The 16202-nt window shown below is 39.9% G+C and carries 13 protein-coding genes; 10 read left to right on the top strand and 3 right to left on the bottom strand.

The window, feature by feature from the left end:
* Positions 1-23: 23 nt before the first annotated feature.
* The 3 genes from gldK to topA form a co-directional block, all read right to left on the bottom strand.
* Positions 24-1391, bottom strand: coding sequence for a gliding motility lipoprotein GldK (gene gldK / locus BLO34_RS09090; RefSeq protein WP_090754639.1), 1368 nt, complete (start codon positions 1389-1391; stop codon positions 24-26).
* Between the two features lie 112 nt (positions 1392-1503).
* Positions 1504-2664 (bottom strand): formimidoylglutamase, encoded by a 1161-nt coding sequence (locus tag BLO34_RS09095; protein WP_090754641.1) that lies wholly within the window; start codon positions 2662-2664, stop codon positions 1504-1506.
* Positions 2665-2669: 5 nt separating this feature from the next.
* A complete protein-coding gene (gene topA / locus BLO34_RS09100; RefSeq protein ID WP_090754643.1) occupies positions 2670-5210 on the bottom strand; it encodes a type I DNA topoisomerase in 2541 nt (846 codons plus the stop codon).
* 638 nt (positions 5211-5848) lie between these two features.
* Between topA and miaB the strand changes: the two genes are divergently transcribed.
* From miaB to BLO34_RS09150, 10 genes are all read left to right on the top strand, one after another.
* A complete protein-coding gene (gene miaB / locus BLO34_RS09105) occupies positions 5849-7318 on the top strand; it encodes a tRNA (N6-isopentenyl adenosine(37)-C2)-methylthiotransferase MiaB (protein ID WP_090756574.1) in 1470 nt (489 codons plus the stop codon).
* A 3-nt stretch (positions 7319-7321) separates the two neighbouring features.
* On the top strand, positions 7322-8617 hold the full coding sequence (locus tag BLO34_RS09110; protein ID WP_090754645.1) for a sigma-54 interaction domain-containing protein: 1296 nt from the start codon (positions 7322-7324) through the stop codon (positions 8615-8617).
* Positions 8607-9119: an LPS assembly lipoprotein LptE gene (lptE, locus tag BLO34_RS09115; protein ID WP_090754647.1), complete on the top strand. Its 513-nt coding sequence runs from the start codon at positions 8607-8609 to the stop codon at positions 9117-9119. Before BLO34_RS09110 ends, lptE begins: the two co-directional genes overlap by 11 nt.
* Positions 9113-9952 carry a hypothetical protein gene (locus BLO34_RS09120; protein WP_090754649.1) on the top strand — a complete coding sequence of 280 codons (840 nt, stop codon included), beginning with the start codon at positions 9113-9115 and terminating at the stop codon, positions 9950-9952. Before lptE ends, BLO34_RS09120 begins: the two co-directional genes overlap by 7 nt.
* The gene (secG, locus tag BLO34_RS09125) at positions 9953-10309 is read left to right on the top strand and encodes a preprotein translocase subunit SecG (protein WP_090754650.1); all 357 of its coding nucleotides are present in this window, start codon (positions 9953-9955) and stop codon (positions 10307-10309) included. It abuts the gene before it with no gap.
* A 139-nt stretch (positions 10310-10448) separates the two neighbouring features.
* Positions 10449-10724, top strand: coding sequence for a co-chaperone GroES (groES, locus tag BLO34_RS09130; protein ID WP_090754652.1), 276 nt, complete (start codon positions 10449-10451; stop codon positions 10722-10724).
* Between the two features lie 103 nt (positions 10725-10827).
* Entirely contained in the window at positions 10828-12471 is a 1644-nt protein-coding gene (gene groL / locus BLO34_RS09135) for a chaperonin GroEL (protein ID WP_090754653.1), read from the top strand.
* Between the two features lie 193 nt (positions 12472-12664).
* Positions 12665-15136: a zinc-dependent metalloprotease gene (locus tag BLO34_RS09140; protein ID WP_410503919.1), complete on the top strand. Its 2472-nt coding sequence runs from the start codon at positions 12665-12667 to the stop codon at positions 15134-15136.
* Positions 15137-15227: 91 nt separating this feature from the next.
* A complete protein-coding gene (locus tag BLO34_RS09145; RefSeq protein WP_157686752.1) occupies positions 15228-15926 on the top strand; it encodes a hypothetical protein in 699 nt (232 codons plus the stop codon).
* Positions 15927-16013: 87 nt separating this feature from the next.
* Positions 16014-16202, top strand: coding sequence for a hypothetical protein (locus BLO34_RS09150; RefSeq protein ID WP_090754656.1), 189 nt, complete (start codon positions 16014-16016; stop codon positions 16200-16202).

A 16202-nucleotide genomic window follows, 5' to 3' on the forward strand; every position in this document is an offset into this window, starting at 1 on the left:
TGATAGTTATTGTTTGGGTAATATTAATTTGTAGCTGCGTTTAGGGTGACGTCAGTACCTACATAGGATTGAACTGTTCTGAAGCCTATATAACTTCTTGCAGAATCCTGATATTCATAATCTCTGGTTCCAACTTCAAGGAAGTAGGAAACGTCTTTCCATGATCCACCGCGAACTCCTTTGCGACGATTATTCTCGTCATTCACAACAGGACTCATGGAACTCATATATTCATAGGCACCAGGTTCATAGGATGAGTTCACCCATTCTGAAACGTTACCAGACATGTTATATAAGTTGTAATCATTAGGTTCATAAGCATCTGCCTCTACAGTATACAATGCTTGATCTGCTGCGTAATCTCCACGTAAAGGTTTAAAGTTTGCAAGGAAACAACCACGGTCATTCTTTGCATAAGGTCCACCCCAAGGGAACGTGGCACCTTCTAATCCACCGCGAGCGGCATATTCCCACTCTGCCTCAGTTGGCAGTCGGTAATCAGGTACATCCTCTAGGTTTTTCTTTTGTCTACGATCACCGTTGTGATAAAGAGTTCTCCAGTGAGCAAATGCTTTTGCTTGCATCCAGTTTATACCTACCACAGGATAATCGTCAAAAGCTGCATGATGATAATAATCATTATGCATGGGCTCATTATAACTGTAGTTGAAATCACGAATCCATACCGTCGTGTCTGGATAAATTCTCGTTGTGTAGGTTTTGATAAAATCCTTTCTACTTAAATCACGATTTTTGGCAGCTTTCTGAACATCCTTCTCAGAATATCTAAAGATCAATTTCTCAACATCAATAGATCTCTTTCCGTTATACGCTTCTTCAAAAGGAATATACATGGAGTCATAAGCCTCAGCATAATATTCGTCAGGAATATCTTCAGTATCCCATATAAGATCCTCATCCCAGTTTAGTTTACGACCTTCATATCCAGTCTCACCTAATCCTATGTAATTGTCCTCAACATATTGTTCCCAGACAGTCATGTCATCTGGATCTGTATTTTGAAAAGCAAAATCTCCTGTTCCTCCATCACCTTGAACCAGACCTTCATCATCTGCAAGTATAGCGAGTCTCATTCTTAGAGTAGAATCGCGCACCCAGTTAGTAAACTTGCGATATTCTGCATTTGTAATCTCAGTTTCATCCATATAGAAGGACGGTACCGTAACCGTTTTGGCTGGTGCATTTAGAGTAGCAGCGATATCATCATCTGCTTTACCCATTATAAAAGATCCACCTGGAACCAGAGTCATACCATAAGGTTTCTCTGGATGCCATTTCTTACCTTTTACACCTACCAGTTGACCGCGATCGCCCTTACCACAACTGGCAAGAAAAGCGATGACCGCAACGAGCATAAGTAATTTTTTCATAAGTACGTTTCCTCTTTGGTTTAAGATTTAAGCTGGTAAACCTATCTAAAAGATTTCAATTCCCCAACTATTTCTATTCTATTATTATTTAAAAAAAGGCTTGAACAACTGATTATATCTCGTTTTTTTGACGTGCTTTTAACCATCGTTCTGGCAAAATTTGATCTGTTGCCTGCAGGTAATCCTTCTTGTCACAGGGTAATAACGTGTATTGTTTCAGTTTATTATTGATAGCAGAATTAAAGGGTAATTCAATCCACCAACGTTCTGTTTTAACAGATTTGTAGAACTTAAGAACCTGATCCTCAATAGGTACCTGATATTTCAAAAAACCCGATGAAACGTCAACTGGATACTCTCCATGCCTAAAATTGTACCCTTCAAAAAAATACCAGAGGATCTGAGAAACAGCACTTTCCAAAACCGGAAAATCTCCACTAGGAATCTCAAAAATTCCGAACGCCTTTAATCGATCACTGATTCCAGAATATCTCGATAAACTGCACATTTGAGCCGATTGAAATCCGTTTGGGTGCCCTTTATCATATAAAAGATCATTTGCCTGGACGCTTAAGATATCAATTCCTAACAAATCACAGTCTCTAATGACAGGCTCAGCGATGGTCATATCACCTTGTATTTCTCCCAATCGTACGGCATCAAAAAACAAACGATCCAGCAAATCAATTTCTTCTTGCGAATTGAAATATGTCTGATAACCGAGGTTACTATAATTGAATAAATTGTAAGGTTCTGTTGCGACCATTTTTCCTATGTAGCTATGGCTATCGATAGGCATCTCAATATTCCCCAGATCAAACCTGCGATCAACATTCACCACATTGATCATGGGCTTTATTTCATCAAAAGCCCTATAAATTGGATACATCAAGTCTTGACTACCGCCTAGAATGATAGGAATAATTCCCTGTTTGATAAAATGAGCGGTCAATTCTCGCACCACAAAATAGGTGTCATTCACGCTTTCACCTGGCATAATATTGCCTAAGTCTGCGATCATACTGTGCCAATTGCCAGGGAACAATTCATACAATTTGCGTCGTACACCATCTAGATTGCCCATAGGCAACAAAGCGTTTTGATCCCTACGGTTTTCAAGAACCGCAATCATAGCGATATCAACATTTTCTAAATCAGGAAGACCATCCTGCTTAGTATGCAACTGGATGGTCTTACCTAGTGTACGATCTTCTTGAATCCTAGCGTGCGCCACCGTGGCGTCATCGATAGGTTGGAGATATTCTAGAATCATGAAGCTTATTTCTTTTTCGCTTTCGCGGAAGCGGTCTTCTTCTTAGCAGGAGCTTTCTTCTTTGCAGTAGTTTTTTTCTTAGCCGCCGCTTTCTTCTTGGGAGCTTTTTTAGCAATCATCTCTTTAGCTTCTTCCAAAGTGATTTTTAAAGGATCAATGGTTTTTGCAAGTTCCACCTTTGTTTTTCCTTTGATTACATTGTGTCTACCCCAACGCGCCTTTTCAATCCTGATGCCTTCTTCTTCCCAATCCACGATAAGCTTATCCTTTTCCTTTTGGATTTTATCCTTGATTAAGGTCTCGATATCATCATTAGTCAGATTATCAAAATCATATTTCTTGTTGACAGATATAAACATACCTGCCCATTTAATGTAGGGTCCAAAACGGCCTACACCTTTAGTAACAGGTTGCTCGTCATACATATATATAGGAGCATCTGCTTTTTCCTTTGCAGCAATTAACTCGCCAGCACGTTCAAAAGTCAATGTCATTGGGTCGTCGCCGTCTTCAAGAGAAACAAATGTCTTCTCGTTGAATTTCACATAAGGTCCAAATCTTCCTTGGTTCACCTCAACTGGATGACCGTTGTACTCGCCTACCGTTCTAGGTAGCTTGAACAAATCCATGACTTCTTCCAGCGTGATGGTATTCAAAGACTGAGATGGTAGCAAACTGGCAAATTGAGGTTTCTCCTCATCTTCTACCGTTCCTATTTGTGCCATTGCACCAAATCTTCCCAATCTAACAGATATAGGTTTTCCAGTCTTAGGGTCTTTACCCAAAACTCGCTCACCTACTTCACGTTCTGCATTTTCTGCAACGTCAGTGACGGTTGGGTGGAATTTTTTATAGAAATGGTCCATCATATCGGTCCATTGCTCTTTCCCTTCGGCGATGTTATCAAAGGACTCTTCTACCTTGGCGGTGAAGTTATAGTCCAGAATATTTTCAAAGTGAGCGACTAAAAAGTCGTTCACTACCCGACCTACATCAGTCGGCACCAATTTTCCTTTATTGCTTCCGGTAGTTTCAGAAAGTTCTTTTTCAACAACCTTCGAATCTTTAAGCACAAGCTGGACGTATGCACGCTCTTCACCAGTACTTTGACCTTTCTCTACATACTTACGGTTTTGAACCGTAGTAATAGTTGGCGCATAAGTAGATGGTCGACCTATTCCTAGTTCTTCTAATTTCTTTACTAGTGAAGCTTCACTGTAACGATATGGTGGTCTTGAAAAACGCTCTGTAGCAGTAATTTTTTTATTGGTAAGCGCCTGTCCTTTTTTCAAGGGTGGCAACAGGCCTTCTTGCTCCAGATCTTCATCGTCAGTACTTTCCAGATAGACTTTTAGAAATCCTTCAAATTTGACGATTTCACCGCTAGCGGTAAAGTTCTTGTCGTGCTTGTCTGCAGCGATGGTAACATTAGTACGTTCAAGTTGTGCGTCACTCATCTGGGATGCGATGGCTCTTTTCCAGATCAGTTCATACAATCTAGTCTGATCACGATCTGCACCAGAAGAATGCAAGTTAAAATCTGTAGGTCTAATTGCCTCATGGGCTTCCTGCGCTCCTTTAGATTTACCTTTATAATTACGCTCTTTATGGAAATCCTTACCGTAGGCTTTTAAAATCTCATCTTGAGCGCCGGTTTTGGCCTCTTTACTTAAGTTCACACTATCAGTCCTCATATAAGTAATGAGACCAGCTTCATAAAGTCGTTGCGCCAACTGCATGGTGCGGCTCACATTAAAGGACAGCTTTCTTGATGCTTCCTGTTGTAGTGTTGAAGTTGTAAATGGTGGTGCTGGAGATTTTTTGGCCGGCTTTTTTACAAGGTCAGCTACATGAAATTTTGCTCCTTTATTTTGCTCTAAAAAATCTTCCGCTTCTTTGCGTGAAGATAGATTTGAAGGCAATTTTGCCTTTAAAGACTTTTTATCTGCTGTAGCAAAATCGGCATCAACGCGGTAAAAATTATCGCCTTCAAAGTCATGTATTTCCTGTTCACGCTCTACGATTAAACGTACAGCTACCGATTGTACACGGCCAGCACTCGCGCCACCTTTCACCTTTCTCCATAATATAGGAGAGATCTCATAACCTACAATTCTATCCAGAACACGTCTTGCCTGCTGTGCATTGACCAGATCGTAATCTATATCACGTGGATTGTCAATGGCATTTTGAACCGCACTTTTAGTAATCGCATTGAAAACGATACGCTTTGTCTTTTCTTTCTTTAAATCCAGCTGCTCTGCCAGGTGCCATGCAATAGCTTCACCTTCACGATCCTCATCACTCGCAAGCCATACCATATCAGATTCGGCAGCCATTTTCTTGAGCTTTTTGACAAGATCTTTCTTATCACTGCTCACAATGTATTTAGGCTCAAAATCCTTGTCTACCGCAACGCCCAGTTCCTTTGCTGGTAAGTCTGCGATATGTCCAAAACTGGACGCTACCTTATAATCCTTACCCAGAAATTTCTCGATCGTTTTTGCCTTTGCGGGCGACTCTACAATTACCAGATTCTTTGCCATTCAGCTATTTGATTTAGCCTGCAAAGGTATAGGATATTTTTATTAAAAATATAAATCGTTGTTAAACAGCTGTTTACAAGTGATATATTGATTATAAAGGTTTCATTTGCTGCTTGTTATATAATAAGGTCAAGATTTTATTGAAACTGTAATATTGAAATTCTTATTTGTTGTGGGGCGTTACCATCCCGCCAAAAAGCGGTATGGTCGGGCTATGCGTTACAATCTTTTGTCACGCTAATGCGTGATAAAAGGATTTTCACTCCTATCCCTAACGCGAGAGATCGACTAGGATTTTAGTAATGGTTAATTCAGATCGGCCCTTTGAAGTGTATCAACTTAGAACGTTGTCTTAAATCCTATCTTTTCATTTCTTAATAGTATTTCTTGTCTCTTTTTTCTTTTCTCTTTCCTCTTGCATCTCGTCTCCCGTCTCCCGTCTCTTAAACCAATTGACTGTAATTTAAATTCCTCAGAACTTTATCTTATCAACTTATGACCGTGTAGTGCATGGAGGTATGTGATAAAACTCGCTTTCGCGAAAGCGAACCAAAACATCAACATAAGATTAATACTGCCAACTTGTCACAATCCGTCCAAAAAACTATCTTTGCAAACTCGATAAGAGAAGCATGCAGATGGAAAAAATTATAGAAGAAGAAAAACAAGGAACCGCGCTGGAAATTGCACCATTGCAACAAAACAAGCGCAAGCTTTTCATAGAAAGCTACGGTTGCCAGATGAATTTTGCCGATAGTGAGGTCGTAGCCTCGATCCTTGCTACGCAGGGTTTCAATACGACACAAGATTTAAAAGAAGCAGACCTGGTTCTGGTTAACACCTGTTCCATACGTGACAAAGCAGAACAGACCGTACGCAAACGACTTGAAAAGTATAATGCCGTGAAGCTGGATCACAACCCGAAGATGAAAGTCGGTGTTCTAGGATGCATGGCAGAGCGTTTAAAGGAAAAATTTCTGGAGGAGGAAAAGATCGTGGATATGGTTGTGGGACCTGATGCCTACAAGGATCTTCCTAACTTGATTGCAGAAATTGATGAAGGCCGCGATGCCGTTAACGTGTTATTGTCACGCGATGAAACTTATGGTGATGTAGCGCCAGTGCGCTTGCATTCCAATGGTGTTACTGCCTTTGTTTCTATCACTCGCGGTTGCGATAACATGTGTACCTTTTGCGTGGTACCGTTCACACGTGGACGTGAGCGCAGCCGTGATCCATACAGTATTATAGAAGAAGTAAATGATCTTGCCTCAAAAGGTTTTAAAGAAATCACTTTGTTGGGTCAAAATGTGGATTCCTATCTATGGTATGGCGGTGGTCTAAAAAAAGATTTTAAGAAAGCTAGCAAAATGGCTAAGGCGACGGCAATAGATTTTGCCCAATTGCTTCATAAGGTAGCTAACGCACAACCTGATATGAGAATACGTTTTTCAACTAGTAATCCGCAGGATATTAGTGATGATGTATTACATGCTATGGCAGCACACAGAAATATCTGTGATTACATTCACTTGCCCGTACAATCTGGTAGTGATCGCATTCTCAAAGCCATGAACCGTCTGCATACGAGACAAGAATATATGGATCTTATTGATAGGGTAAATGCTATCATTCCAGGTGTTTCTATCTCGCAAGATATGATTGCCGGTTTCCCAACAGAAACCGAAGAAGATCATCAAGATACCTTGAGTTTGATGCGTTACGTAAAATATGATTTCGGATTTATGTTCGCCTATTCAGAGCGTCCAGGAACGCTGGCAGCGCGCAAACTAGAAGACGATATTCCTGCAGATGTCAAACACCGCAGGCTTGTTGAAATTATAAATTTACAACAAGAGCATAGCGCCATGCGCACCGCTCAAAACCTCAACACCATTGTGGAGGTTTTGATTGAAAAAGAATCAAAAAAATCTGCCGATCAATGGGCTGGGAAAACCTCTCATAATGTAGTAGCCGTATTCCCAAAGGAAAATTACAAAGTTGGTGACATGGTAATGGTACGTGTGGATGACTGTACTGGCGCGACTCTCATAGGAGAAGCAGTTGGTTACAGTGATATGGAAGGACCTGTTAGAATTCAAGCTTAATTTATGGAAACAGTAACATCTGTCAAACAGCGTTTTGAACTTATAGGGAACGACCCAACTTTTAACCGTGCTATTGAAAAAGCATTGCAAGTTGCTCCTACTGATATTTCGGTATTAGTGACTGGAGAAAGTGGTGTTGGTAAAGAAAGTATACCTCGTATTATTCATTCACAATCCTTTAGAAAACACGCTAAATATATTGCGGTCAACTGTGGTGCGATTCCAGAAGGAACGATCGATTCAGAACTTTTCGGCCATGAGAAAGGAGCCTTTACCGGTGCCACACAAACAAGAAGCGGTTACTTTGAGGTAGCTGATGGCGGTACTATTTTTCTAGATGAAGTTGGCGAATTGCCATTGCCTACACAAGTTCGTTTGCTGCGTGTTTTGGAAAATGGAGAATTCCTAAAAGTAGGATCGTCACAAACTCAAAAAACGGATGTACGTATCGTTGCAGCGACTAACGTGAACATGTTCACGGCTATTGAAAAAGGAAAGTTTAGGGAAGACCTCTATTATCGTTTGAGTACCGTAGAGATTGAATTGCCACCATTGCGCAAGCGTAAGGAAGATATTCATTTGCTCTTCCGCAAGTTTGCATCTGATTTTGCTGGAAAGTATAAAATGCCGACGCTGCGTCTTGATGATAATGCCATCTCACTATTACAAAATTACAGATGGAGCGGTAACATTAGACAGCTGCGCAACATCGCAGAACAGATTAGCGTTCTTGAAAAAGAAAGAAATATCACAGGAACAACCCTGAAGAATTACCTACCAGATGCTGGTAGTAATTTGCCTGCCGTGATTGGCGAAAAGAAAACGAGCGATAGCGAGTTTGCTAACGAGCGTGAGATTCTATACAAGGTTTTGTTTGATATGAAAAACGACTTGAATGATCTCAAAAAATTGACCAACGAGCTCATGAATAGCGGGAGCAGCGTTGACGTTAAAGAAAAGCAGCAAGGATTGATCAATCGCATTTACGGCAGTAACGATAGCAGTAATTCTGACGATTATGAAGATGTTATCGATCAAGCTTATGAAGTAAGTCAAGAAGATGCCTACGATAAGAATATGGCGCAACCTACTTCAAACAACGAAGTTGAAACTGCGGTAGATCGATACGATTTTGCAACCGAGGTAGAAGAAGAAGAATCTTTATCGCTAGTAGAAAAAGAAATTGAACTCATCAAAAAATCACTGGAACGTCACGAAGGAAAACGCAAAGCAGCAGCAGATGATTTGGGAATTTCAGAACGTACCTTGTATCGCAAAATAAAGCAATATGATCTCTAGAATATTTAAAATGGGTATGGTTGTAGTATTGATTTCCAGTCTACAATCCTGTGGATTTTATAGTTTGAATGCTGTATCGATTCCTGATAACATCAATACGTTTCAGGTAGATTATTTTGGGTACACAGCGGTACAAACTGAGGTTGGTATAGAGCGCACATTCACATTAGCGCTTCAGGATTTGATACAAGATCAGAGTAGCCTTACTCTAGTAACGCAAAACGGAGACTATATTTATCAAGGAGAGATTACTCGTTATTATATCTCACCTATCACGGCTACCGCAAATAATCGCGCGTCTCAAAATAGATTGACCATCGATATTAATGTGCGCTTTATCAATACCAAAAACGATGAGGAAAGCTTTGAAAAGCCTTATAGTTTCTACTATGACTATGACGCAAATACCATATTGCAAAACGCTGCATTAGACACAGCACTGGATGTGATTTACACACAAATTACACAGGATATATTTAATGATACACTTGCAAAATGGTAAATACCGGTAGACTCCACCATATTCTATCCAACCCTAGCGAAGTGCATCCAGACGACTTGCCCAACCTAGAAGCAACCCTTAGGGAGTATCCTTATTTTCAATCGGCTCGTAGTGTTTATTTGAAAGGGTTGCACAATGCACAAAGTTCGGTTTACAATAAGGAACTGCAGGTAACTGCTGCACATACGGCTGATCGATCTGTTCTTTTTGATTTTATAACCTCTGATGTGTTCTTACAAAACAGAATAAGCGAGCAGATCAAAGCCCAACAGGAACAACTTGAAAACATTGAGGTCGAGGTTGAAGAAGTACAGGTTAGAACGAATGATCTAAACGCAGATACAGATTTCAATAAAGTAACGGACGCAGATCTTTTTGAAAAAAAGAATACCTCGACATCAGAAAACGTGGTACCCAATGACGTATTGGAATTCAAGAAAGATGATAAATACAGCTTTAGTGAATGGTTGCAACTAACTAATGTGAAACCTATCGATAGGTCTGACGAGACTAAGTCCGTTGAACAAATAGCGGTAGAACCTATTGAGATCGACGAGGAAAAGCTCGAAAAAATGCGTCGTATAGATGAATTTTTAAAAGCAAAACCTCGCATCACACCACGCAAATCAGGAACGGCAGAATTACCTACAGGCTACAATACCGACAGTGAGAAACAATTAATGACAGAAACGCTTGCTAAGGTCTACCTCGCACAGAAAAATTACGAGAAGGCAATAAAATCTTACGAGATAATGATATTGCAGCATCCAGAAAAAAGTGGTTTCTTTGCAGACCGAATTCGGGAAATCAAGAACTTACAAAGTAATACTTAAATGACTTCATTTTATATATTTCTAGGCCTCATCATATTTGTAGCCTTTTTACTTGTCATCGTGATCATGGTTCAAAATCCTAAAGGTGGTGGTTTGTCCTCCAGTTTTGGTGGTGGTGGCACACAGCAATTAGGTGGTGTTAAGAAAACAGGAGACTTTCTAGACAAGAGTACTTGGGTTCTTTCAACTCTACTTTTAGTTTTCATTCTTGCTGCAAGTACGTTTTTGATCAAAGAAAATCAAGCTGGAACTATTCAAGTAGCAGAGCCTATTGAAGTAGAAGCTCCAGATTTGAATAGCACACCACAACAAACTCCTGCAGCTACTGCAGATGACACTCCAGAGACTGAGCAATAAATTTACTTACATATAACTGACAAAATATCCAGCCATCGTGCTGGATATTTTATTTATATGATGTTTTGTCAGCATTGAGCTTGTGGCATATTTATGGAACATTACACCTTCACTAAATAACTTTAAACATTTTTAAAAAATGGCATTAAATATTCAACCATTATCAGATAGAGTTCTTATCGAACCTACCGCAGCAGAACAGAAAACCGCTTCTGGTCTATATATTCCAGATACAGCAAAAGAAAAACCACAACAAGGAACTGTCGTGGCAGTAGGTAAAGGTAACAAGGATCATGACATGACCGTAAAGGTTGGTGACACTGTATTGTACGGTAAATACAGCGGTTCAGAATTGAAGCTGGAAGGCACGGACTATCTTATCATGAGAGAAGACGATATTCTTGCAATAGTGTAGTGAGAATTAGTTCGCTTTCGCGAAAGCGAAACAACCATCAATCAAATTATTAAACAACAAATGAAAGGTTGCCACTGAGCAGTCTTTCTATAAAACATTAAAAATGGCAAAAGACATAAAATTTGACATAGAAGCAAGAGACGGTATCAAACGAGGCGTCGATGCACTTGCTAATGCAGTAAAGGTAACCTTGGGACCTAAGGGTCGTAACGTAATCATTGGTAAATCATTCGGTGCGCCAGTGGTGACCAAGGATGGTGTAAGTGTAGCCAAAGAAATCGAACTTGAAAACGAGCTTGAGAATATGGGTGCACAAATGGTTAAGGAGGTTGCTTCTAAAACCAACGATCTTGCCGGTGATGGTACAACTACCGCAACTGTACTAGCTCAAGCTATTGTAAAAGAAGGTTTGAAAAACGTAGCTGCTGGTGCTAACCCAATGGACCTTAAGAGAGGTATTGACCAAGCGGTCGAGGCTATCGTTAAGGATCTTGAGAAGCAAGCTAAAAAAGTAGGTGACTCTAGCGAGATGATCAAGCAAGTAGCGAGTATATCTGCTAACAATGACGAGATGATTGGCGACTTGATCGCTAAAGCTTTTGGAAAAGTTGGAAAAGAAGGTGTTATCACTGTAGAAGAAGCTAAAGGAACTGAAACTTATGTAGATGTTGTTGAAGGTATGCAGTTTGACCGTGGATACCTTTCTCCATATTTTGTTACCAATAGTGAGAAAATGACAACCGAATTAGAGAATCCATATATCTTGTTATTTGACAAGAAGATCTCTACCATGAAGGATTTGATGCCGGTTCTTGAACCAGTAGCACAATCAGGTAAGCCGTTATTGATCATTGCTGAGGATGTAGATGGTGAGGCTCTTGCAACTCTTGTAGTAAACAAATTGCGTGGCGCATTGAAAATTGCAGCTGTTAAGGCTCCAGGTTTTGGTGACCGTAGAAAAGCTATGCTGGAAGACATCGCAATCTTGACTGGTGGTACAGTAATTTCTGAAGAAAGAGGTTTCACTCTTGAGAACGCAACCATCGACATGTTAGGTACAGCAGAGAAAGTGGACATCAATAAGGATAATACAACTATTGTAAACGGTGCTGGTTCTAACAAGGACATCAAGGATCGCGTAGGTCAGATCAAATCTCAAATCGAGAACACAACCTCTGATTACGACAAAGAAAAACTTCAAGAGCGTCTAGCTAAGTTAGCTGGTGGTGTTGCCGTACTTTATGTAGGTGCAGCAAGCGAAGTTGAAATGAAAGAGAAAAAAGATCGTGTGGATGATGCACTTCATGCAACTCGTGCAGCGGTTGAAGAAGGAATTGTTGCTGGTGGTGGTGTTGCATTAGTAAGAGCAAAATCTGTTCTAGCTAAGTTGAAAGCTGAAAACTTTGACCAAGAAACTGGAATATCGATTGTAGTACGTGCGATAGAAAGCCCGTTGAGAACTATCGTTGAGAATGCTGGTGGTGAAGGAAGTGTGGTAATTGCCAAGATTTTAGAATCTAAAGGTGGTAACTACGGCTACGATGCTAAAAACGACAAGTACGTGGACATGCTAAAAGAAGGAATCATTGACCCTAAAAAGGTAACTCGTGTTGCCCTTGAAAATGCAGCGTCAGTTGCAGGAATGATCCTTACCACTGAATGTGCTTTAGTTGAAATAAAGGAAGACAACGGCGGCGGCGGAATGCCAGGTGGTGGAATGCCAGGAGGCATGGGCGGCATGATGTAATTCGTGTACCGATAATTTATTTAGAAAGCCATCTCATCATGAGGTGGCTTTTTTTTGTGGATCAAATTCTAATTGGGTTTCGCTTTCGCGAAAGCGAGAAAACACTGACACATTAACAACTTTACTTAACATCTACTTAAGATAAATTTAGCATTTGCTTGATATCTTTAAAGCTTAATCTAAAATTGAATAAATGAAATCATTAAAACTGATGATGATTCTATTGATGACGGCAACTTTTATAACAAGTTGTGGATCAAAAAAAGGATCTTCAAAGGCTGGAACAGAGGATTCTGCCAGCAAATCTGATAAAAAAGATGGTATGAAACCTTATGCAAAGGTGATTACTAAGGATGCCAAAAGCGATCCAGGTCTTTTTACAGTTCATAAGGTGGAAGATAAGTACTACTATGAAATCCCTGACAGTCTTCTAGACAGAGAGATGTTGATGGTAACACGTATTGCTAAAACTGCTGCCGGCATTGGTTTTGGTGGTGGAAAGGCTAACACGCAAACACTTAGATGGCAACGTAAGAATGACAATATCCTATTAAGAGTTGTATCACATTCCGTTGTTGCTGCAGACTCTCTTCCAGTAAGTATTGCTGTTGAGAATTCAAATTTTGAACCTATCCTCTACTCTTTTCCTATCGCTGCAGTGAAAAAAGACAGCGTTAATAATAACGCAGTAATTGACGTTACTAAATTCTTTAGTGAAGATGTGAAATCTATAGGTTTCCCACAATCACAGCGCAGTCGCTACAAAGTTTCAAGACTTGATGATGATCGTTCTTATATTGACACTTTAAAGTCATTTCCAGAAAATATTGAGAGTCGTCACGTAAAAACCTACCTAGCAAGTGAAGCACCATCTAACGACGATGTACAGTCTATCACTCTAGAGATGAGCAACTCCATGATTCTTCTACCAGAAGAGCCTATGAAGCGTCGCTATTTTGACCAACGAGTTGGTTGGTTTGCCAGAGGTCAACAAGATTATGGTCTTGATGCTCAAGAAACAAAAACTGTACGCTATTTAGATCGTTGGAGACTTGAAGTTAAAGATGAAGATATGGCAGCCTTTAATAGAGGTGAACTGGTAGAGCCTAAAAAACAAATCGTTTATTACATCGATCCTGCTACACCTCAACAATGGAGAAAATACATTAAAGAAGGAATCAACGACTGGCAAGTAGCTTTTGAAGCAGCAGGTTTCAAAGAAGCAATTATCGCTGCAGATGCACCTACTAAAGAAGAAGATCCAGACTGGAGTCCAGAAGATGTTCGTTATTCAACGGTAAGATACCTTGCATCACCTATACCTAACGCAAATGGACCACACGTATCAGATCCACGATCTGGTGAGATTCTAGAATCTGACATCAACTGGTATCACAATGTTATGACTTTGTTACGCAACTGGTTCTTTGTTCAGACAGCTGCCATTAACGATAAAGCTCAAGCGACACAATTTGATGAAGAAGTTATGGGAAGACTCATCCGTTTTGTGAGCTCTCATGAAGTAGGTCATACATTAGGTCTACCTCACAATATGGGAAGTTCTGTAGCTTATTCTGTTGAAGATCTACGTAGCCCAGAATTTACAGCTGAATATAGTACGGCACCTAGTATCATGGACTATGCAAGATTCAATTATGTAGCACAACCAGAAGATGGTGATGTAGCATTGATGCCTAACATAGGTCCTTATGATAAATATGCGATCAAGTGGGGTTACAAGCCTATTCCTGGTAAAACTGCAGAAGAGGAAAAAGAAATCCTTGACGAGTGGATCATGGAAAAAGCAGGCGATCCTTTGTATCGTTTTGGTCGTCAGCAATTTGGTGTGATTGATTACACTAGCCAGACTGAAGATCTAGGTGACGATAGCATGAAAGCTAGTAATTACGGGATCATGAATCTTAAAAGAATCGTTCCTAAACTAGGAGAGTGGACAGGTAAAGAAGGTGAGAACTATGACGACCTTGAAACTATGTATGGACAAGTTTTAGGTCAGTACAATAGATACCTAGGACACGTTGCTGCAAACATTGGTGGTGTGAAAGAAACTTACAAAGCCTACGGTCAAGAAGGTGCTGTATATGAGCATGCCCCACGTGACAAGCAAGAACGTGCTATGGAGTTTTTACAAGAGCAAGTTTTTGAAACACCAGAATGGTTGATTGATCAAGACATCTTCAACAAAATAGAAAGTGATGGTGGTATTGAAAGATTGCGTGGTGTTCAAGTGAGAGCACTTAACGACGTTCTTGACTTCGGTCGTATGGCTCGTTTAATGGAAAACGAAGAAGTCAATGGTCGTGAAGCTTACGGTTTATTAGAGATGATGACTGACTTGCGTCAGGGAATCTTTAGTGAATTATCTCGCGGTAGAACAATTGACCGCTACCGTAGAAACTTGCAACGTGCTTATGTAGAGAGATTACAATACATCATGGAAAATGAGCAGGATGCTCGCACAGGCCGCTTTGGTGGTTCAGGGATTGATGTTGCACAAAGTGACATTAGACCTATCGTACGTGCAGAATTGGAAACTCTATTGAGAGATTCTCGTAGAGCAGCTAATTCTACTGGTGATCGTTTGTCAAGAATTCACTTGCGTGACCTTGCAGAACGTATTGACATGATTCTAAATCCGGTCTAGAAATAATCGGACTAATAATTTAAAACTGCCTCTTATTCAAGAGGCAGTTTTTTTATGCCCAATCGGTATAGAATTCTTAACTATGCAATTCATGGATTTTCTATCATTTTTAGATCGTGATACGCTTTATTACATCAAAGCAGTATTAGTAATTGCTGGAGGTTTATCTTGGGTATTGGCTTATCTGCAAGCTATACGCATCGGTTTTAAATCGAGGACCTATTGTATTCCATTTGTAGCATTATTCCTTAATGTAGGTTGGGAATTGTACAACACGATACGAGGCTTCATGATCGTAGGATCATATTTTTTAAATTATATCAACGCCATCTGGTTTTGCTTGGATCTTTTGATTGTTTACACCTTCTGGCGATATGGCCGCAACAATCCACAACGCAGGCCATATTTTATATGGATAGTAGTCGGTTTGTTTTTGACTGGCTTGGTTGTTAATCATTTCGGCGCTATTCTCTACACGCCTAGAATAGGAGCCAATTATGTTGGCTTAGGCATAAACATCATCATGTCCATACTCTTCATAACTAATTTTTTAAAACGCAAAAAACACTTTACTCATAATTTAGTTGTGGCAATGAGTAAATTACTGGGAACATTTTGCTTGACTCTTATGTTGGGAGTTTTTGGCGTCACTAGACTTGGCGGCGTTGATCGCGCTATGCTCCTTCTTGGAATTATAGTTTTTATATTAGACCTATATTATGTTCACCTATTGAGAAAATCTGGTTATCGCTTTCGCGAAACCATAAACTCCAACATCATCAACACATAAAATGGTATTTTTGACTAGCGAAAAACTGGTCTAACCTTCTATCAATTTTAAATCAAGACCTTTAACCCAACTTGAAATCATCCCATTATGAATTTCATTCTATATTTTGATCCAGGATTAGGAGCTATGATCGCTCAAGCCGCCATCGCTGCATTTGCTGGTTTTGTACTCTTTTATAAAACATGCATTAATTTTATAAAAGGATGGTTGGGATTGCGTAAAAAAGAAAAGGAGGACTCCTTTGACAAGGCGTACAAAAAAGATCAAACCAAATAA

The organism is Nonlabens sp. Hel1_33_55 (assembly GCF_900101765.1).
In the GTDB taxonomy this organism is placed as follows: domain Bacteria; phylum Bacteroidota; class Bacteroidia; order Flavobacteriales; family Flavobacteriaceae; genus Nonlabens.